19 protein-coding genes are annotated in these 18,347 nt (G+C 63.9%); 6 read left to right on the top strand and 13 right to left on the bottom strand.

Annotated features, from left to right (window positions below):
• Positions 1–13: 13 nt before the first annotated feature.
• The 6 genes from HBA99_RS08280 to HBA99_RS08255 form a co-directional block, all read right to left on the bottom strand.
• Positions 14–1,273 (bottom strand): YibE/F family protein, encoded by a 1,260-nt coding sequence (locus HBA99_RS08280; RefSeq protein ID WP_199253014.1) that lies wholly within the window; start codon positions 1,271–1,273, stop codon positions 14–16.
• 5 nt (positions 1,274–1,278) lie between these two features.
• On the bottom strand, positions 1,279–1,845 hold the full coding sequence (gene mobA, locus HBA99_RS08275; protein ID WP_070951273.1) for a molybdenum cofactor guanylyltransferase: 567 nt from the start codon (positions 1,843–1,845) through the stop codon (positions 1,279–1,281).
• A 101-nt stretch (positions 1,846–1,946) separates the two neighbouring features.
• Entirely contained in the window at positions 1,947–2,279 is a 333-nt protein-coding gene (locus HBA99_RS08270) for a transglycosylase family protein (RefSeq protein WP_030095115.1), read from the bottom strand.
• A gap of 766 nt (positions 2,280–3,045) precedes the next feature.
• Positions 3,046–3,354, bottom strand: a complete 309-nt coding sequence (locus HBA99_RS08265; protein ID WP_046255672.1) for a hypothetical protein — start codon at positions 3,352–3,354, stop codon at positions 3,046–3,048.
• A 192-nt stretch (positions 3,355–3,546) separates the two neighbouring features.
• Positions 3,547–4,644 carry a 2-oxoacid:ferredoxin oxidoreductase subunit beta gene (locus HBA99_RS08260; RefSeq protein WP_030095113.1) on the bottom strand — a complete coding sequence of 366 codons (1,098 nt, stop codon included), beginning with the start codon at positions 4,642–4,644 and terminating at the stop codon, positions 3,547–3,549.
• Positions 4,641–6,602 carry a 2-oxoacid:acceptor oxidoreductase subunit alpha gene (locus HBA99_RS08255; protein ID WP_057968516.1) on the bottom strand — a complete coding sequence of 654 codons (1,962 nt, stop codon included), beginning with the start codon at positions 6,600–6,602 and terminating at the stop codon, positions 4,641–4,643. Before HBA99_RS08255 ends, HBA99_RS08260 begins: the two co-directional genes overlap by 4 nt.
• 274 nt (positions 6,603–6,876) lie before the next feature.
• On the opposite strand from HBA99_RS08255, the gene HBA99_RS08250 reads away from it, so the two are divergent.
• Positions 6,877–9,213, top strand: coding sequence for an FdhF/YdeP family oxidoreductase (locus tag HBA99_RS08250; RefSeq protein ID WP_070952288.1), 2,337 nt, complete (start codon positions 6,877–6,879; stop codon positions 9,211–9,213).
• Positions 9,206–10,027: a formate dehydrogenase accessory sulfurtransferase FdhD gene (gene fdhD / locus HBA99_RS08245; RefSeq protein WP_070951274.1), complete on the top strand. Its 822-nt coding sequence runs from the start codon at positions 9,206–9,208 to the stop codon at positions 10,025–10,027. The genes HBA99_RS08250 and fdhD overlap by 8 nt, the downstream gene beginning before the upstream one ends.
• Here fdhD and HBA99_RS08240 read toward each other — a convergent pair.
• The gene (locus HBA99_RS08240) at positions 10,024–10,710 is read right to left on the bottom strand and encodes a guanylate cyclase (RefSeq protein WP_193606310.1); all 687 of its coding nucleotides are present in this window, start codon (positions 10,708–10,710) and stop codon (positions 10,024–10,026) included. The genes fdhD and HBA99_RS08240 overlap by 4 nt on opposite strands.
• Positions 10,711–10,750: 40 nt before the next feature.
• Between HBA99_RS08240 and HBA99_RS08235 the strand changes: the two genes are divergently transcribed.
• A complete protein-coding gene (locus HBA99_RS08235; protein ID WP_109494127.1) occupies positions 10,751–10,927 on the top strand; it encodes a hypothetical protein in 177 nt (58 codons plus the stop codon).
• On the opposite strand, the gene HBA99_RS08230 is transcribed toward HBA99_RS08235, so the two are convergent.
• Complete coding sequence (locus HBA99_RS08230) at positions 10,924–11,580, bottom strand: TetR family transcriptional regulator (protein ID WP_070952289.1); 657 nt, start codon at positions 11,578–11,580, stop codon at positions 10,924–10,926. The two genes, HBA99_RS08235 and HBA99_RS08230, sit on opposite strands and share 4 nt — an antisense overlap.
• Before the next feature lie 104 nt (positions 11,581–11,684).
• Between HBA99_RS08230 and HBA99_RS08225 the strand changes: the two genes are divergently transcribed.
• The 3 genes from HBA99_RS08225 to HBA99_RS08215 are packed head-to-tail and all read left to right on the top strand — an operon-like array spanning position 11,685 to position 14,216.
• Positions 11,685–12,776 (top strand): ferredoxin reductase, encoded by a 1,092-nt coding sequence (locus HBA99_RS08225; protein WP_070951275.1) that lies wholly within the window; start codon positions 11,685–11,687, stop codon positions 12,774–12,776.
• Positions 12,777–12,799: 23 nt separating this feature from the next.
• The gene (locus HBA99_RS08220) at positions 12,800–13,975 is read left to right on the top strand and encodes a fatty acid desaturase family protein (protein ID WP_070951276.1); all 1,176 of its coding nucleotides are present in this window, start codon (positions 12,800–12,802) and stop codon (positions 13,973–13,975) included.
• Between the two features lie 10 nt (positions 13,976–13,985).
• Positions 13,986–14,216, top strand: coding sequence for a hypothetical protein (locus tag HBA99_RS08215; RefSeq protein ID WP_064408324.1), 231 nt, complete (start codon positions 13,986–13,988; stop codon positions 14,214–14,216).
• Positions 14,217–14,264: 48 nt separating this feature from the next.
• Here HBA99_RS08215 and HBA99_RS08210 read toward each other — a convergent pair whose 3' ends face one another.
• The 5 genes from HBA99_RS08210 to HBA99_RS08190 all read right to left on the bottom strand — a co-directional run bounded on the left by HBA99_RS08210 (position 14,265) and on the right by HBA99_RS08190 (position 18,221).
• Positions 14,265–14,804 carry a GNAT family N-acetyltransferase gene (locus HBA99_RS08210; RefSeq protein WP_044104318.1) on the bottom strand — a complete coding sequence of 180 codons (540 nt, stop codon included), beginning with the start codon at positions 14,802–14,804 and terminating at the stop codon, positions 14,265–14,267.
• A 20-nt stretch (positions 14,805–14,824) separates the two neighbouring features.
• Positions 14,825–15,436 carry a maleylpyruvate isomerase family mycothiol-dependent enzyme gene (locus HBA99_RS08205; protein WP_057968510.1) on the bottom strand — a complete coding sequence of 204 codons (612 nt, stop codon included), beginning with the start codon at positions 15,434–15,436 and terminating at the stop codon, positions 14,825–14,827.
• Between the two features lie 18 nt (positions 15,437–15,454).
• Positions 15,455–16,735, bottom strand: coding sequence for an ATP-dependent Clp protease ATP-binding subunit ClpX (gene clpX, locus HBA99_RS08200; protein ID WP_030095103.1), 1,281 nt, complete (start codon positions 16,733–16,735; stop codon positions 15,455–15,457).
• Between the two features lie 242 nt (positions 16,736–16,977).
• Positions 16,978–17,631: an ATP-dependent Clp protease proteolytic subunit gene (locus HBA99_RS08195; RefSeq protein ID WP_046253161.1), complete on the bottom strand. Its 654-nt coding sequence runs from the start codon at positions 17,629–17,631 to the stop codon at positions 16,978–16,980.
• A complete protein-coding gene (locus HBA99_RS08190; RefSeq protein ID WP_109398847.1) occupies positions 17,628–18,221 on the bottom strand; it encodes an ATP-dependent Clp protease proteolytic subunit in 594 nt (197 codons plus the stop codon). The genes HBA99_RS08195 and HBA99_RS08190 overlap by 4 nt, the downstream gene beginning before the upstream one ends.
• Positions 18,222–18,347: the final 126 nt, after the last annotated feature.

The following is an 18,347-nucleotide window of genomic DNA, read 5'->3' as shown; positions in this document are numbered from 1 at the left end:
TGCCCGCCTTCGGTTAGGCCGCCATGCCCGCCTTCGGTTGGGTGCGCTTGCCCGGAGTCGCCAGGGCCGCTGCGATCGCGGTCGTCAACGGAACAGACAGCACCAAGGCGATACCACCGACCGCGGATCGGGCGATCTCGATCGCCACACCCTCACTGGTCAGCACATCCCCCAGGGATCGATTGGCGACACTGAACAACAACATGAGCGGTAGCGAGTTACCCGCATAGGCGAGCACGAGGGTGTAGACCGTACTGGCGATGTGATCGCGCCCCACCCGCATGGCACCGAGGAACACGTCCTTGCGCGTAGAACCGTCGCCCAGCTCTGCCAGTTCGAAGACCGTTGAGGCCTGGGTGACGGTCACATCGTTGAGGACACCCAGCGAACCGATGATGAACCCGGCCAGCAGCAGCCCCGATATCGACACTCCCCCCATGTACGCGGCGACTTCGTTGTTCTGCTCGTCGGACAGACCGGTCAGGTGCGTCACCTCGATGACGGCCCAGGACAGGGCCGCCGCGAAAAGCATCGCGGTGAGCGTGCCCAGGAGCGCCGCACTGGTACGCATGCTGACACCGTGGGCAAGGTAGATGACCACGAACAGGATCGTCGCCGACGCGACCAGGGCCAGTGGCAAGGCGGGCCCGCCGTCCCGCAGCGCCGGAAGCAGGAACACCGCCAGCACCAGGAACGCCACCAGGATGCCCACCAACGCGCGGAGCCCACGCCAGCGCGCCACCAGGCAGATGACGATCGCGAACGCCGCGGCGACAGCGACCAGCGGCCAGGTGCGTTCGTAGTCGTAGAAGCTGTAGGTGGTGGCGCCCTGCGCGTCGACCTGTCTGGTGATCCGGATGTGCTCGCCCGCGGCAAGAGTCGGTTGTCCCCCGCCAGAGGTGAATTCCAGCTGGGTCTTCGCACCCGAATTCGGGCCGGACGTGATGGCGATCAGGTCGAGCGCACATGTTGATTCGGGGGTCTGTCCCCCGGTGGGATCGGCGGTCAGCACCTGCCCGGTGGATGGACTGCCGCATTCGCCGAGGCGCGTCGAGAGCACCGTTCCCGACTCCGTGGTCACCGCGCCACCGTGCGCGTTTTGGTAGGGCAGCGGAATGTCCACGGTGCGGTGCTCAGGCCACAACGTCACCAGCCCGATGAGAACCGCGACACCCATCGTGGCGAGCAGGCCCACCACGATCCGGGCCGCGTTGGATCCGAGAGGCGCCGGCCCAGTCGACATCGCGTGGGAATGGCTATGAGAATGCGACACGCCTGTCAGGGTAGAGGTGGCAACGCGTTCAGCTCCGCCTCTGTGTTCACGTTCACGACCCAATTCGGGTCGGATATCGAAATTCGTTGCGCACCAACGTGCTCAACGAGTGCACCGAGTCGGCGTTCCCCGGCATTGGTCAATTCATCAATGGTGTCGCATAGGCCTACGTCGTAGACGGCGGCCAGGTAGTGATCCCGGCCCTCGGCAGTGGCAAGGACGATGCGGCCGGTGCCGGTTGCGAGCTCCTCGATGAGTGCCGCGCGCACCAGCGGCATATCGACGGCGCAGACAAAGGCTCTGCGCGCGCCCACGTGCGCGGCGGCCCGTAGCCCCTGCCCCAGCGCCACCAGTGGACCCTGGCCGGGCTCACGGTCGGCGATGATGACCGCGTCCACATCGGCAATGTCCTGAAACGGCGCGCGCACCACGATCACCGGTGCGCATCGTGAACCCACCGTCTGCACGATGCATTGTGTCAGCGTCTGCCCACCCCAGCGGATGGCCGCCTTATCGCGCCCCATACGGCGCGACGCCCCGCCGGTGAGCACCACCGCCGCGAGTTGGTTCATGGAAGAAAGGTACGCACAGATGCCAACAAGCCACCAAGAGGCGGGTCACCGAAGGTTCCGCTCTTGATGGCTTGTTGAAATAGATCTCTGTTGCTCGGGGTCTAGCCGCGCCGTCCGCAGACGGGCCATGCGCCGATGCCCTGACGGGCCAGCACGTTCTCGGCAATCCGGATCTGCTCCTCGCGCGAGGCGAGGTGCGGGGAGCCGGAGCCGCCGTTGGCACGCCAGGTGCCCATGTTGAACTGCAGACCGCCGTAGTAGCCGTTTCCGGTGTTGATTCCCCAGTTGCCGCCGGACTCGCAGTTGGCGATGGCATCCCAGTTGACCGGATCCGCACTCGCTGTTCCAGCCAGTGCCAGCGGAGCCGCGACAAGTGCAGCAGCCAGGGCCCCGAAAGCAGCACGCGTGGTAAGCGTTTTGCGGATGTAATTCATGTCGTTCCTCTCGCCGGGTACGCACCGAACACCACCCGCCAGCGGATACCGCAGCGGGCCTGGTTCACCTCCAGGCGAGGTGGACATCTTCGTCGGATCGCGCCGTCTCGGTCGGGCGCGACAAGGGAGGCGGCTGCTGCCTCACCGGCTCGTGGTGGCCGGCGGCCAGACCGCCTCGCGGCGTTCTAGGCCCCATTTGCACACAGGGTTCACGGTTCGGAGTTTTGCTCCGATTTGTAGACGTGTCGGACCGTACGGAACCACTCAGCGAAAGTCATCTCACGACACGCACATCCCAAACCAATAACGAAACAATTACAGAGCCAATCTTCAGCGACTAACCCCAGGTCGCTTAGGAAATTCTCAGGTTCTCTTAGGATCGCCTCCACCTGCGAAAAGTGAGTCAGATCACGCAGATTTTGTGAGCCGCGCCACGAATGCGGCAAATCACTCAAGTAACATTAGGAACTTTAACAACACACGGCGTGGCGAATTGACAAGTTTACTCTATTCACTCTGTTATCAATTGCACCACTATTTGCCATTTATCAATTGCGGCACACTATTAACGAGGAAACAATGCGCCCATTCCCCCGCCTTGTTGGCCAATGCAAGTGAGACACGCTGATATGCAGACTGATTCGCCGCACGGATGCCAAAAGCCCAGTGCGCGAGCACCATACGCGACGTGACTGCCGCAGCGGCGGCATTTACCGCTGTGCCGCTCAGAACTACTTGCAGCAGAGGCCTTTTCAGCGCTACCGGGCTAGCAGCGCAATGCGACGACAGCGATCTTGCGCGAAGTCACCGGGACGGTGGTCGGATAGTTCTGCGCATCGCGGCCCGCCCCCACATCCGTCACCGGGGACTGCTTCTCCACAGAGGTGACCGTGCACTTGCTCAGGTCGCCACCCCCGCTTCGAGTGATGATCACCCGATACCCGTTGGCCTTGAGCTCGTTGATGACATCGTTGGCGTTGCCACCCGACGGAGCGGCTGCCGCGGTGTCTGCGCCCCCCAACGAGACACCGATCATCGCCACTACTGCTGCTATCGCAATCAGCGACTGCCTCACGGCCTTCTCACCTCGCATCTAGGGCATGAAGGTTGCGTTCCACACCGGCGGCCCGGAACATCAACGTCCCTGCATCCTACGAGAGCAACCGCACATTGCGCGCGAGGAGACGCCGAAGCATCCGAACGAGCGGACGACAAAGAAGCCAAAATGCGTGCTGCCGACGCTATTTCCTCGGCAGCACGCCAGCACCTAGCTGACGGTCCAGGTGTCGCGACCGGTCAGCAGCGCCTGCAGCGCCGCGGTGTCGCTCGGCTTGGCGGCCGCAGCGGTGGTCAGCTGCTCACGGGCCAGATCGTCGTACGTCGGCCGCTGCACGCTGCGGAACACACCCATCACGGTGTGCTCCAGATCCTGCTCGGACAACCGCGACAGCGCGAAGGCGTAGGCCGGGTCATCCGAGTGCGCGTCGTGCACCACAATGTCCTCGGCCTTCACATCCGCGGTCTTGGCTACTTCGAGTCCGAAACCCGAACGGATGACGCAGAGTTCGCCCTCAGCACCGAAGGTGATCGGCTGGCCGTGGCTCACGTTGATGACGCGCTGCTCGGCGCCTTCCTTACGCAGCAGGTCAAAGGACCCGTCGTTGAAGATCGGGCAGTCCTGCAGGATCTCGACCAGGGCCGAACCGCGGTGCGCGGCCGCGGCACGCAGCACCTCCGAGAGACCCTTCTTATCCGAATCCAGGGCCCGTCCCACGAACGTGGCCTCGGCCCCCAGGGCCAGCGACACCGGGTTGAAGGGGTAGTCCAGCGAACCCATCGGGGTCGACTTGGTGACCTTGCCGGTCTCCGAGGTCGGCGAGTACTGGCCCTTGGTGAGGCCGTAGATCCGGTTGTTGAACAACAGGATCGTCAGATTCACGTTGCGGCGCAGGGTGTGGATCAGATGGTTACCGCCGATGGACAGCGCGTCACCGTCACCGGTCACCACCCATACCGAAAGGTCCTCTCGAGCCAGCGCCAGGCCCGTCGCGATGGCCGGGGCACGCCCGTGGATCGAGTGCATACCGTAGGTATCCAGGTAGTACGGGAACCGGCTCGAGCAGCCAATGCCGCTGATGAACACGATGTTCTCGCGCTTGAGCCCGAGCTCCGGCAGGAATCCACGGATGGTGTTGAGGATGACGTAGTCACCGCAACCGGGGCACCAGCGCACTTCCTGATCCGAGGTGAAGTCCTTCGACTTCTGCTCCACATCGGTGGTCGGCACCAGAGCATTGGCCGTCAGGCCCAGATCGGTACCGGCCAGGCCACTGATTCCGTTGATTCCGTTCAAAACGTCAGTCATGCTCGATCCCCTACGGCCACCGCGGATTCACGCGCGAGAACGGCCTTCTGGCTTTCCTTTTCGGCGAGCGACCCGTCCAGGGCCGCATCGATGATTTCTTCGACCTCATCAGCGAGGAAGGCCATACCCTGCACCTTCGTCACCGACTGCACATCCACCAGGAACTTGCCACGCAGCAGCAGCGACAACTGTCCGAGGTTCATCTCCGGCGCGACGACCTTCGGGTACTTGCGCAGCACCTCGCCCAGGTTCCCCGGGAACGGATTGAGATGGCGCAGGTGAGCGTGAGCCACCTTGAGTCCCTTGCGGCGGGCGCGCCGGCATGCCTCGCCGATGGGGCCGTAGGAGCTGCCCCACCCGATCATCAGCAGTTGTGCGTCACCGGTGGGATCATCAACCTCCAAGTCCGGCACGGTGATTCCGTCGATCTTGAGCTGGCGCAACCGCACCATCAAGTCGTGGTTGGCCGGGTCGTAGGAGATGTTGCCCGAACCGTTGGCCTTCTCCAGGCCACCGATACGGTGCTCCAGGCCCGGAGTGCCCGGAACGGCGAACTGGCGGGCCAGCGTCTCCGGATCTCGGTTGTAGGGTGCGAAGTCCTGGTCGGGCGAGGCGAAGGTGTGCTCAATCGCCGGATAGCTCGCGATGTCCGGGATCGCCCACGGCTCAGAGCCGTTGGCGATCGCGCCGTCGGACAGGATCATCACCGGGGTCCGGTAGATCAACGCGATGCGCACCGCCTCGATGGCGATGTCGAAGCAGTCCGAAGGCGAACGCGGTGCGAGCACCGCGATCGGCGATTCACCATTGCGGCCGTACAGCGCCTGCAACAGGTCGGCCTGCTCGGTCTTGGTGGGCAGGCCCGTCGACGGTCCGCCGCGCTGCACGTCGATGACCAGCAGCGGCAGCTCTGTCATGACCGCCAGACCCACGGCCTCGCTCTTGAGCGCCACACCGGGGCCGGAGGTGCTGGTGACACCCAGGGCACCACCGAACGAAGCCCCCAGAGCCGCTCCGATTCCGGCGATCTCATCCTCGGCCTGGAAGGTCAGCACATCGAAGTTCTTGTACTTGCTCAGCTCGTGCAGGATGTCCGACGCCGGGGTGATCGGGTAGGTGCCCAGCACCACCTTGGTGTTCGCGAGCCGGCCCGCCGCCACAACGCCGTAAGCCATCGCGGTGTTACCGGAAACCTGTCGGTACTCGCCCGGCGGCAGCGATGCCTTGGCCACCTCGTACGTGGTGCCGAAGGCTTCCGTGGTTTCGCCGTAGTTCCAGCCGGCACGGAAGGCCAGGATGTTGGCCTCGGCCACATCGGGCTTCTTCGCGAACTTCTCACGCAGGAACTGCTCGGTGCCCTCGAGTGGGCGGTGGTACATCCAGGACAGCAGCCCCAACGCGAACATGTTCTTGGTGCGTGCGCCGTCCTTCTTGGAGACTCCGGCAGGCTCGACGGCGCCGAGCGCCAGCGTGGTCATCGGAACCTGGTAAACGACGTAATCCGACATGTCGTCGTGCTCCAGCGGGTCGGACTGATAGCCGACCTTGGCCAGGTTGCGCTTGGTGAACTCATCGGAATTGGCGATCACCATGCCGCCGCGCGGCAGGTCGCCGATGTTGGCCTTGAGCGCCGCCGGATTCATCGCCACCAACACGTCGGGCCGGTCGCCCGCAGTGAGGATGTCGTAGTCGGCAATCTGGATCTGGAAGGACGAAACACCCGGGAGCGTGCCCTGAGGAGCCCGGATCTCTGCGGGATAGTTCGGCTGGGTCGCGAGGTCATTGCCGAAGACGGCAGCCTCAGAGGTGAATCGGTCTCCGGTGAGCTGCATACCGTCACCAGAATCTCCAGCAAACCGGATGACGACCTTTTCCAGCTTCTCCGATACGGCTCCGTCGCCCACCGGTGACCTACCTTTCACGACGAACTCTGGCGGTGACGGTACGTACGCCACCATTCCGCAGAGTTTTCTGTCACTCTCGGTACCGATTATTGCACTTTCATACCGTTGACCTTGACGAGGCCATAGCGGCAGGCATAAAACTTGACACCTGTCGAGTTCTGCCCTGCCGCCTGGCCTGTGCCGTTGCCCCACTACCCGCCAGTAGACGTGAGGCAAATCACAGGGAGGGGCCAAGCATCTGCTTGGTTACCTTGTGGTGCCGTCACCGCAGGCCGGCCATCCGAGGGTTGTGACACCCCGGCTCGACAACGGGTCCAGAATGGGAAGCATGACCGGGCACCGGATACCGACGGTTGGCCAGCACGAGGAAGCCGGGCCAGCCGAGATCGGCGAACCCGATATCGCCGTCACCGGCGCGAAGGACGTCGCCGCGGGAATGACCGCGGTCGGCGTTTCCCTGCAACGCGGCCTCGAACAGATGGGTCCATTGCGCACCGTCGCAACGCTGTCCAAGCTGAATCAACGTCACGGGTTTGACTGTCCCGGATGTGCCTGGCCTGAAACCCCGGGGCACCGCAAACTTGCCGAGTTCTGTGAGAACGGCGCCAAGGCAGTCGCCGAAGAGGCCACCAAACGCACGGTCACCCCTGAATTTTTCGCCCAGCACTCGGTCGAGGAACTCCGCGAACTACCCGAGTACTGGCTCAGCCAACAAGGCCGTCTCACCCACCCCATGGTGCTGCGCCCCGGCGAATCCCATTACCGGCCCATTGATTGGGACGACGCGTACGCGCTCATCGCCGATGAGATCAGGGCGGCCGCCGATCCGGACCGGCTGGTTTTCTACACCTCAGGGCGCACCAGTAATGAAGCCGCGTTCTGCTACCAGCTGCTGGTCCGCAGCCTGGGCACCAACAACCTGCCCGACTGTTCCAACATGTGCCACGAGTCCTCGGGCACCGCGCTGACGGACTCGATCGGAATCGGCAAGGGCTCGGTGTCGGTACCCGATATCGAGCACGCGGACGTCATTCTCATCGCCGGCCAAAATCCTGGCACCAACCATCCGCGCATGCTTTCGGTGCTGGAGAAGGCAAAGGCGAACGGCGCCAAGATCATTGCCGTCAACCCGCTCCCCGAGGCCGGACTGCTCCGGTTCAAGGACCCGCAGAAGGTCAACGGCGTGGTCGGGCACGGTGTGTCCATCGCCGACGAGTTCGTACAGATCCGGCTCGGCGGCGACATGGCGCTCTTCGCAGGGCTTGGCAGACTGCTGCTGGAGGCCGACGACGCGAACCCCGGCAGCATCGTCGACCGGCAATTCATCGAGGAGCACTGCGCAGGATACGAGGAATGGGCCGCGCGGACACGGACGGTTGATTGGGACACCGTCACGCAGGCAACGGGTATCGACATGGAGCAACTGACCACGGTTGCCACACTCCTGGCCGAATCACAGCGCACCATCTTCTGCTGGGCCATGGGCCTGACCCAGCACCGGCATGCGGTCGCCACCATCGCTGAGGCGACCAACCTGCTGCTGATGCGCGGCATGATCGGCAAGCCGGGTGCCGGGGTGTGCCCGGTGCGCGGTCACTCGAACGTCCAGGGTGACCGCACCATGGGCATCTGGGAGAAAATGCCCGAATCCTTCCTAGCTGCATTGGATTCCGAGTTCGGCATCGAGACTCCCCGCAAGCACGGGCTCGACACGGTGGACGCGATCCGGGCCATGCGGGACGGCAAGGTCTCGGTCTTCATCGGCATGGGTGGAAATTTCGCCTCTGCCACCCCCGACACCGCTGTCACCGAATCCGCGCTGCGCAATTGCGCACTGACCGTGCAGATCTCCACCAAGCTCAATCGCAGCCATCTGGTGAATGGGCGCACCGCGCTGATCCTGCCCACTCTCGGACGGACCGATCGCGACATCCAAGAGACGGGTAAACAACTTGTCTCCGTGGAAGATTCGATGTCCATGGTGCACCTCTCACGGGGCAGTCTGCATCCGCCGAGCACTGTGCTACGCAGCGAGGTCGCCATCGTCTGTCAACTGGCGCGCATCGTCCTGGGGCCGGTACACCCGGTGCCGTGGGAGAGGTTTGCCGACGACTACGACACCATCCGCGATGCCATCTCGCGGGTGGTACCCGGATGCGCCGACTACAACACCAAGGTCCGCCAACCGGATGGGTTCGCATTGCCGCATCCACCGCGCGACGATCGCCAATTTCCCACGCACACGGGTAAGGCCAATTTCTCTGCGGCACCACTGGAGTGGGTGCCGGTACCGGCAGGCCGTCTGGTGCTGCAGACACTGCGCAGCCATGACCAGTACAACACCACCATCTACGGCCTCGACGACCGCTACCGCGGCGTCAAGGGCGGCCGCCGGGTGGTCTTCGTCAATCCCGAAGACCTTGCCGCATTTGGGTTATCCGAGGGCGCGCGAATTGATCTGGTGTCCGAGTACCCGGGCGCCGATGGAGCGCTCGAAGAGCGGCGCGCCGAGGACTTTCTGGTGGTGCCGTACTCCACCCCGCGCGGTAACGCCGCCGCCTACTATCCAGAGACCAATCCACTTGTGCCCCTAGACCACGTTGCAGAACGGTCCAACACCCCGGTGTCGAAGGCCGTCGTTATCCGTCTGGTGGCTCGTGGGTAGGGTCACCGACAGGCGCAAGATACGCCGCATCGACGGGGTCGGACGGGGCGAGCGCAGCGAGACTCTCGTCGTCGAGGAGCCCCTGGAGATCCGGGTCAATGGGCAGCCAGTAGCCGTCACCATGCGCACCCCTGGATCGGATGTCGAACTCACCCAAGGATTCCTGCTCACCGAAGGGGTCATCGCCGGCCGCGACGATCTGCTGACCGTGCGCTACTGCCAGGGCGAAGGGCCCGACGGCCTGAACACCTACAACGTCCTGGATGTGACCCTCGCCCCTGGCGTTCCCGCCCCCGACCCGGCGGTGACGAGAAACTTCTACACCACCTCGTCCTGTGGTGTCTGCGGCAAGGGATCGCTGGAGGCGGTGCGCACCATCAGCCGCTTCTCCCCCGGCGACGACCCGTCCACCATCGAATCGACCACGCTGGCGGGACTGCCCGACAAACTTCGCTCGGCGCAAAAGGTTTTCGCGACCACCGGCGGGCTGCATGCCGCGGCACTGTTCACCACGGACGGCGCCATGTTGGCGGTCCGCGAGGACATCGGCCGGCACAACGCGGTGGACAAGGTCATCGGGTGGGCTCTCGAAAACGGCAAGGTGCCCCTCACCGGGACCACACTGTTGGTCAGCGGGCGGGCCTCCTTCGAGCTCGCCCAGAAGGCCACCATGGCGGGCATTCCCATCCTGGCCGCGGTGTCGGCGCCGTCCTCGTTGGCTGTGGATCTCGCGGCACAGTCCGGGATGACGCTGGTGGCGTTCCTGCGTGAGGACAGCATGAACGTTTACACCCGGGCGGATCGGGTGCTCTAAGCCTCCGGCACCTCGACGGCGATCTCCCTGCCCAGTGAGTAGCCCGGCGCCAGCGGTAGATCATCACCGCTCCAGAACGACCCCGGATCGAAGTAGTTCGAGCGCTTCTCGGTGATGAGCAACCCCATCTCCTCGAGAGTGATCGCCACCGTCTCGGCGCAGAACGCCGTCTCCAGCCCGGCTTGCCGTTTTTTCGTGATGTCCCGCTCGGCCACCTCGCGAACCTTCTTGTGCACGAAGGGAAGTCCCCGCGTGAGATCGCTGACCGTAGGAAGCCGGCCCCGCATCCAGCGACCGGTCAGCCGCGCGGTAGCCGGAAATGGCGTCCCGTCCATCCGGGCCACCACGCGCAGTGCGATGTCTTCCTGCTCGCGGGTTATCCGCGGGCTCAGCTGCCGCAGCCAGCACCGCTGTCCATACACGTGCGCCCATCGCTCGATCGCCTCACGCGCATCGTGCAGTTGCACCCCCCGATGGTTATCGCCGGTCCAGACATCGGTGAGCTTGTTACCGAGTTCGGCATGCCACATCAGCGGCGGCAGATCATCGATGGCGACCGTCATACCGACATGGTTGACCGGGCTGTTCGACAAGGTCTGGATAAGGCGATCGGGACCCGACCGTCCACGGAACACCCAGATGTCGCCCGTCCGCGTCGCATCGAGCGCCTCGTCGATCGACACGGCTCCTATCTCACTCATTCCCGCACCGTAGCCTGGAGCGATGGCCAACATGTGGAAGTGGCTCGGGCTCGCCGGGGCTGTCGGGGTGGCAGCGGGAGGCGTGCTGGTCGCCCGCGATCAACGCAAACGCGAGGCGTACACGGTCGATGAGATCCGCGACCGGTTGCACCAGCGACTCGGTGAATCGGGCGCTGGGACTAGCGGGCCCTCACACTAACTGGAGCGCCAATTCTGCAGGCCGACGAAGGCCATGGTCAGGGCGCTGGTGGCGCTGTCGACGACATCGTTGGTGTCGGCGTCGGGCTGCACCAACTCGGCCACCGCGTTGGCGCCGATCGATAGCAGCAGGCTGGCGGCCGTCGTGAGATCGGCCGAATCCCAGAGCCGCATCTTTTCGCGACGCGCCAGGTCGATCGCCAGCTCGCCGGCGAGCAGCCGCATCTCGATGTTCACGGCCCTGCGCACCTCGGTGGGTGCGGTGTACCGCTCGGTGACGACAAACCGCAGCTGATCAGGGCTTTCCTGAACCTGCTCGGCAAGGATGCGCATGGCTTCGGCCAACGTCGCCGGTTCGCGCCGGCGTATCTCCCGGGCGATCCCCCGGGCGATGCGCATTCCCTCTTCGGCCAGCGCGACACCCAGGTCATCCAGGGAAGCGAAGTGCCGGTAGAAGGCCGTCGGCGAGATTCCCGCGCCACGGGCGACATCACGCAGGCTCAGTCCCGAGAACGCCTGAGTACGCGAAAGCTCAAGGGCGGCTTCCATCAATGCGGTGCGGGTGCGCAGTTTCTGCTCACCGCGAACCGAGTCACGTCGCGCGGAGGCGCCCGCATGAGAGCTCCGCTCTCGACGACTGGTCATGGCGATCACTGTATCGCTGTGATGACCGACACGGTGATTACGGCTTGACTCAGTGGGGGCAAGTTGGTTCACAATTTCAGTGTACATTCGTTAACCTAACGGAGGGAGTTCGAATGACATTTCTAACTAAAGCCACCCGACGAATCCTCACTCCCGAGTCATCACTGGGCCGGTTGTTGACCGCCGCCCTCACCCCGCACGCCGTCGACCGGTATCTCGAACTGGTCGACCCGATGATCACCTGGGAAGAGGCTCGCGCCCGCGTCGTTCGCGTGCAGCGCCGCACCACCCGATCGGTGACCTTGACCTTGCGCACAACCCACCAGTTCAAGGGCTTTCGTGCAGGTCAGTTCGTACAGCTGGGTGTCGTGATCGATGGCGTGCGCCACGTCCGCTGCTTCTCGCCGTCCGGCGCCGACGACACCCGCGACCTCATCGAGCTGACCATTGCCCGCAGGCCCGAAGGGCTGGTGTCGAACTACCTGTACAAGCACGCCGCAGTGGGTGACGTGTACAGCATCACTCCGGCCGCCGGCACATTCGTCCTTCCCTCGCCGCGCCCCATTCGGACAGTTCTAATCGCCGCGGGTAGTGGGATTACACCCGTTCTCTCAATGGCGAGAACTCTCATCGGCAATGGATACCCCGGGCAGCTCGCGGTGCTCTACTACGCGCCGACCGCCGCGGAAAACGCCTACGCACGCGAGCTCACCGCTCTCGGCGAGGTGCCCTCGGTGACGGTGCACACGGTGTACACCCGTGAGGGCGGCCGGCACTTCAGTGCCGAGCAGCTCGATGCGCTCGCGCCCTGGAGCGCCGATGCCCAGACGTTCCTGTGCGGGCCGCCCTCGCTGCACGACGCGGTGAGCACCCTGTACTCCGAGCGTGGACTCTCCGACCGTCTGCACACCGAAGAGTTCTATGTCACCACGTCGAGCACCACTGGGGAGGCCGGAGGCGTGCTGCGATTCGCCACCTCCGGCATCACCGCCGAAAACGACGGCAGGCCGATCCTCGAACAGGCCGAGGCCGCCGGACTGCAACCCGAATTCGGCTGCCGGATGGGGATCTGCTTCGCCTGCACGGCGGTCAAGACATCCGGATGCACCCGGAACCTGCGCACCGGCGATGAGAACGACGACCCCGATCAGCACATCCAGCTCTGCATCACCGCCCCCGTCGGTGACGTGTCGATCAACCTCTAACAGACCCCAAGGAGGGCAACCAGATGCCAAGCAACGAAATCACCATCAGCGCATCGGATATCGAGGCGCTGGGCAGGGATCTCGATGAATTGCGCGACCGCATTGTCGCCGATCTGGGCGAGCGTGATCGCGAGTACATCTACTCGATCATCAAGACACAACGCGGCTGTGAGGCCGCCGGGCGCGCCCTGATGTACCTGGGGTTCATCCCGCCCGTGTGGCTCGCCGCGGTGGGCGCACTGTCCGTCTCCAAGATCCTCGACAACATGGAGATCGGCCACAACGTCATGCACGGCCAGTACGACTGGATGCGCGAAAAGGGCCTCAACTCACGCGAGTTCGAATGGGACACCGTGTGCCCCGCCGACCAGTGGCGACACTCGCACAACTACATGCACCACACCTACACCAACATCGTCGACATGGACCGCGACGTGGGTTACGGCATCCTGCGGATGGCGCCCGAGCAGAAGTGGAACCCGTACTACCTGGGCAACCTGGCCTGGGCGACCGCCCTGATGGTGTTCTTCGAGTGGGGCGTCATGGTGCACGAGCTTGAGGCCGAGAACATCGTGAGGGGCAAGCGCAAATGGTACGACCTCAAGCCGTTGATCAAGGGCATGTGGCGCAAGGCCAGTAAGCAGGTTCTCAAGGACTACGTGATCTTCCCGGCGCTGACCGGCCCGCTGTTTCCGATCACCTTCCTGGGCAACTTGTCCGCCAACTTCGTGCGCAACGTGTGGACGTTCTCGATCATCTTCTGCGGGCATTTCCCGTCCGGCACCCAGACCTTCTCCAAGGAGGAGACCGCCAACGAAACGCGCGGCGAGTGGTACATCCGGCAGTTGCTTGGTTCGGCGAACATCGAGGGCAGCAGGCTGTTTCACATCATGAGCGGCAACCTGTCCCACCAGATCGAGCATCACCTGTTCCCGGATCTGCCGGCCAATCGCTATCCGGAGATGGCCACCGAGGTGCGCGAGCTGTGCCAGAAGTACGGCCTGCCCTACAACACGGGGGGCCTCTTCGCCCAGCTCTCGTCCACCTGGAAGAAGATCGCTCGCCTGTCCTTGCCTAACGGCTGGTTCCGCGACGACGAGGAGCTCGTCGTGCACATCGAGCGGGACAAGCGCAAGGAAGCGGCCGCCGAATCAGAGGTCGTTGTCGTCGACGAGCGCGGTGAGCTGGTCGACGCGTAAGTTAGGTGACGTGGTGAGCAAGTTCGAACGCAACAAGGACCTGGCCCAAGAGGTCGTGTCGTCAACCGCCGAGCACGTCGGCGAAATCGCCAAGATCATCACCAACGCGGTGGTTGATGTCACCCGGCAGATCGGCGAGATCGCCACCGACGCCTTCGAGATGCGCGAGGCGGCCAAGCGCGCCGAGCAGGATCAGTCTCGGGACGCCGTGGACGTTGACGAGGATCCGGCTACGCACTGATCGGTCATCGGCTGAGCGCGACGTTCCACTTCGCAGTGGACGTCGCGCTCAGTCGGAGGCGTCTCGCCAGTCGGCGGCGGTGATGGTGAAGTACACGTAATCCTCCAGCGCGCCGTTGATCTCACGCTTCTGGCGGTGGTGCTCGTGGGCACCGATCTTGGCGAGCGCCTTCTGCGACCGCAGATTGTCGGCAGCCACGTGGAACCACACCAGGTCGGCGTTGATGAACGCGTAGTCCAGCATGAGCGTCTTGAGCTCAGCATTCACCGTGCCGCCCCAGTACTCGCGAGTGAGGAACGTGTACCCGATCGCGACCTCGCGCTTGTCCGGGTCCCACTCGTAAAAACGGGATGAGCCGATCATCTCCCCGGTGGAGTGATCGATGATGACAAGCGATTTTGCGGCGAGGGCCTCCACAAACCATTTCTCGAAGACCGGCCGCTGGTGACGGTCCGAGCTCGGGTGCTGCGCCCAAATGAGCGGATCGCTGGCCGCACGGTAGAGCGGCTCAAGGTCGTCGTCTGCCAATGGACGCAGGGTGAGCGTTGGCCCCTCCAGCGTCGGCTGGCTCATGAACTCGGTGGACATCACTACCAGCTTACGAGGGTTTACGAAATATGTTGCGCCAGGGTCGATTTACCCGGGCCTTCGAGATCTGCGAGCGCGCAGGGCCGCGCGGCCATCGCCATCAGCAGCGCCTCAGCGGGGCCGGTGACCTCGGGCCCGCTGCCGCGTGACCAGTCGAGGTCGGTAGCCACAAGCCGCACACCGCGGGCGCGCAACGCGCCCCGGATCGGGGGTGCCCAGCGCGCGAAATCCATGGCGACGCGCATCCGCTCCCCCGGAATCTCGCGCGGGATCCCCAGCGGGCGACGGATGTCCTGTTGATGGACGATGCCGTCCAGCAAGGCAATCCGGCCGCCAAATCCCGATGTCAACACTCCCGGTACTTCCGCCGCCCGAACCATTTCCAGCAACTGCGCGGGGGTCCGCCCGGCCAGTTCGGCAACACGGTTCGCGTTGGCCTTATTCGGGTTGAAACCCGCCTTGGCCACGCGCGAGTAGAACTCTGCCCGGCTGAGGTCCTCGTACCCGATCATGTGTGTCACCACATCGCGCACCCGCCACTGGGTACACAGCGACGGCGCATCCCACTGTTCGGGGGTTAGACCCGCCAGAAAATCGGCGAGGTCGATACGTTCGGCCCGCGCCAGCTCCATGGCGCTCAGCACGGCGAACTACGCGGACTTATCGCGCCGTTCGGCACGGGAGGGCTTGCGCGGCACGATCGTCGGCAGCACGTTGTCGATGACGGTCTCCCCGGTCACGACAACCTTGGCGACATCGTCGCGGCTGGGGATGTCGTACATCACCGGCTGCAGCACTTCTTCCATGATGGCGCGCAGACCACGAGCGCCGGTGCCACGATGGATGGCCTGATCGGCGATGGCTTCCAGCGCATCCTGGCTGAACTCCAGCTCGACGCCATCCATGTCGAAGAGGCGGGTGTACTGCTTCACCAACGCGTTCTTCGGCTCTGACAGGATCGTGATGAGCGATTCGCGGTCCAGGTTGGTCACCGAGGCGACGATCGGCAGGCGACCGATGAACTCGGGGATCAGCCCGAACTTGATCAGATCCTCGGGCATGACCTCGGCGAAGTGGTCGGTGGTGTCGATATCGGCCTTCGACTTGACCTCGGCACCAAAGCCCAGGCCGCGCTTGCCGACGCGGTCCGACACGATCTTCTCCAGGCCCGCGAAGGCGCCGGCCACGATGAACAGCACGTTGGTCGTGTCGATCTGGATGAACTCCTGATGCGGGTGCTTGCGGCCGCCTTGCGGGGGCACCGAAGCCTGCGTGCCTTCCAGGATCTTCAGCAGCGCCTGCTGCACACCCTCGCCGGAGACGTCGCGGGTGATCGACGGGTTTTCGCTCTTGCGGGCGATCTTGTCGACCTCGTCGATGTAGATGATGCCGGTCTCGGCACGCTTCACGTCGTAGTCGGCCGCCTGAATCAGCTTGAGGAGAATGTTCTCCACGTCCTCGCCCACGTATCCGGCCTCGGTGAGGGCGGTGGCGTCGGCGATGGCGAACGGCACGTTGAGCATCTTGGCCAGCGTCTGGGCCAGGTAGGTCTTGCCGCAACCGGTGGGGCCGAGCATCAAGATGTTGGATTTGGCCAGCTCAACGGTCTCACCACGGGCGTCGCGGGCCTTATCGCCGGCCTGGATGCGCTTGTAGTGGTTGTAGACGGCGACTGCCAGCGTCTTCTTCGCGGTGTCCTGGCCGATGACGTAGTTCTCCAGGAACTCACGGATCTCCGCGGGCTTGGGCAGCTCATCGAGCTTGACGTCGTCGGCGTCGGCCAGTTCCTCTTCGATGATCTCGTTGCAGAGGTCGATGCATTCATCGCAGATGTACACGCCGGGGCCGGCGATGAGCTTCTTGACCTGCTTCTGGCTCTTTCCGCAGAACGAGCATTTCAGCAGGTCGCCGCCGTCTCCGATACGTGCCATGGTGGCCAGTCCTACTTCCTGTCACATGGTGGTGGATCGTGGTGTCAGCACGTCCTCTGACCTGTTGGTCACGACGCTACCCGCTATACCGGACACCCCGCGACCGATAAACCGAATAGCACCGACGGCATTTACACCCTGCCGTGCTGGAGAACATATCGCCTCGCACCGACCGAAGCCGCCGATGACGCGCACCCGAGACCGGTGTGTTGCAACTGTTATCCGAGCCCGCCGGCAGGCAGCTACGAAGCTGCCTGCGCGGAGAGCTTGCGGTACTCCAGGACGACGTCGATGATCCCGTACTCCTTGGCCTCCTCGGCCGTGAAGATCTTGTCGCGGTCGGTGTCCTTACGGATGATCTCCGCATCCTTACCGGTGTGCCGGGACAGGGTCGTCTCCTGCAGCACCCGCATGCGCTCGATCTCCTTGGCCTGGATCTCCAGGTCGGTGAACTGACCCTGGATCACACCGGACAGCGCGGGCTGATGGATGAGGACGCGCGCGTTCGGCAGCGCCATCCGCTTGCCGGGGGTACCGGCGGCGAGCAGCACCGCGGCGGCCGAGGCGGCCTGGCCCAGCACCACTGTGCGGATGTCGGAGCGGACGTACTGCATGGTGTCGTAGATCGCCATCAACGAGGTGAACGAACCACCCGGGGAGTTGATGTACATGGTGATCTCACGGTCGGGATCCAGCGACTCAAGCACCAGCAGCTGGGCCATGATGTCGTTGGCCGAGGCGTCGTCCACCTGCACGCCGAGGAAGATGATGCGCTCCTCGAACAGCTTGTTGTACGGGTTCGACTCTTTGACACCGAAGCTCGAGTGCTCGATGAACGAGGGCAGGATGTAGCGCGCTTGGGGCGCCAACTCGGGGTTGAGGTGCTTCGAGATCACTTGGATGCTCCCTTGCTGCCGTTGAGATCGCCGCGGGTGATGATCTTGTCGACGAACCCGTACTCCAATGCCTCCGGCGCGGTGAACCAGCGGTCGCGGTCCGAATCGGCCTCGATCTGTTCGACACTCTTGCCGGTGAATTCGGCGTTGAGGCGGAACATTTCCTTCTTGATGACCGTGAACTGCTCGGCCTGGATCGCGATGTCCGAGGCGCTTCCGGTGACACCACCGAGCGGCTGGTGCATGAGGATGCGGGCGTGCGGCAGCGCGTGGCGCTTGCCCTTGGTACCGGCCGCCAACAGGAACTCACCCATCGAGGCCGCCATGCCCATCGCGTAGGTGGCGATATCGCACTCCGACAGCTCCATGGTGTCGAAGATCGCCATGCCGGCGCTGATCGACCCACCCGGAGAGTTGATGTACAGGTGGATGTCCTTGGTGGGGTCCTCGGCCGTCAGCAGCAGAATCTGCGCGCACAGCTTGTTGGCGATGTCGTCGTCCACCTGCTGGCCCAGGAAAATAATGCGCTCGGAGAGCAGACGCTCATACACCGAGTCGATCAGGTTGAGCCCGGCTGTCGCCGAACGCATTTCAGTCACTGTGCAACCTGCCTTCGTCTAGCTCTTCGGGATTTCGCTTAAGAAACCAATTCCGTGTACTGCCGACATTAACCAACATCGGGTGCTGCGCACTCCCCGCCACGGGCGAGTTCGCTC

Origin of the sequence: Mycobacteroides chelonae (genome assembly GCF_016767715.1) — a bacterium.
GTDB classification, from domain to species: Bacteria; Actinomycetota; Actinomycetes; order Mycobacteriales; family Mycobacteriaceae; genus Mycobacterium; species Mycobacterium gwanakae.
Note: the sequence above shows the minus strand (reverse complement) of the source record. Positions and strands in the feature narration are given on the sequence as shown.

What these genes read in the sequence shown, in the direction of transcription:
- HBA99_RS08270 (WP_030095115.1), bottom strand. Translation starts at nt 2,279, where the DNA reads ATGAATTACATCCGCAAAACGCTTACCACGCGTGCTGCTTTCGGGGCC.
- HBA99_RS08250 (WP_070952288.1), top strand. Translation starts at nt 6,877, where the DNA reads ATGACCGGGCACCGGATACCGACGGTTGGCCAGCACGAGGAAGCCGGG.
- HBA99_RS08220 (WP_070951276.1), top strand. Translation starts at nt 12,800, where the DNA reads ATGCCAAGCAACGAAATCACCATCAGCGCATCGGATATCGAGGCGCTG.
- clpX (WP_030095103.1), bottom strand. Translation starts at nt 16,735, where the DNA reads ATGGCACGTATCGGAGACGGCGGCGACCTGCTGAAATGCTCGTTCTGC.
- HBA99_RS08210 (WP_044104318.1), bottom strand. Translation starts at nt 14,804, where the DNA reads ATGTCCACCGAGTTCATGAGCCAGCCGACGCTGGAGGGGCCAACGCTC.
- HBA99_RS08255 (WP_057968516.1), bottom strand. Translation starts at nt 6,602, where the DNA reads ATGGTGGCGTACGTACCGTCACCGCCAGAGTTCGTCGTGAAAGGTAGG.
- mobA (WP_070951273.1), bottom strand. Translation starts at nt 1,845, where the DNA reads ATGAACCAACTCGCGGCGGTGGTGCTCACCGGCGGGGCGTCGCGCCGT.
- HBA99_RS08260 (WP_030095113.1), bottom strand. Translation starts at nt 4,644, where the DNA reads ATGACTGACGTTTTGAACGGAATCAACGGAATCAGTGGCCTGGCCGGT.
- HBA99_RS08235 (WP_109494127.1), top strand. Translation starts at nt 10,751, where the DNA reads ATGGCCAACATGTGGAAGTGGCTCGGGCTCGCCGGGGCTGTCGGGGTG.
- HBA99_RS08205 (WP_057968510.1), bottom strand. Translation starts at nt 15,436, where the DNA reads ATGGAGCTGGCGCGGGCCGAACGTATCGACCTCGCCGATTTTCTGGCG.
- HBA99_RS08225 (WP_070951275.1), top strand. Translation starts at nt 11,685, where the DNA reads ATGACATTTCTAACTAAAGCCACCCGACGAATCCTCACTCCCGAGTCA.
- HBA99_RS08190 (WP_109398847.1), bottom strand. Translation starts at nt 18,221, where the DNA reads ATGCGTTCGGCGACAGCCGGGCTCAACCTGATCGACTCGGTGTATGAG.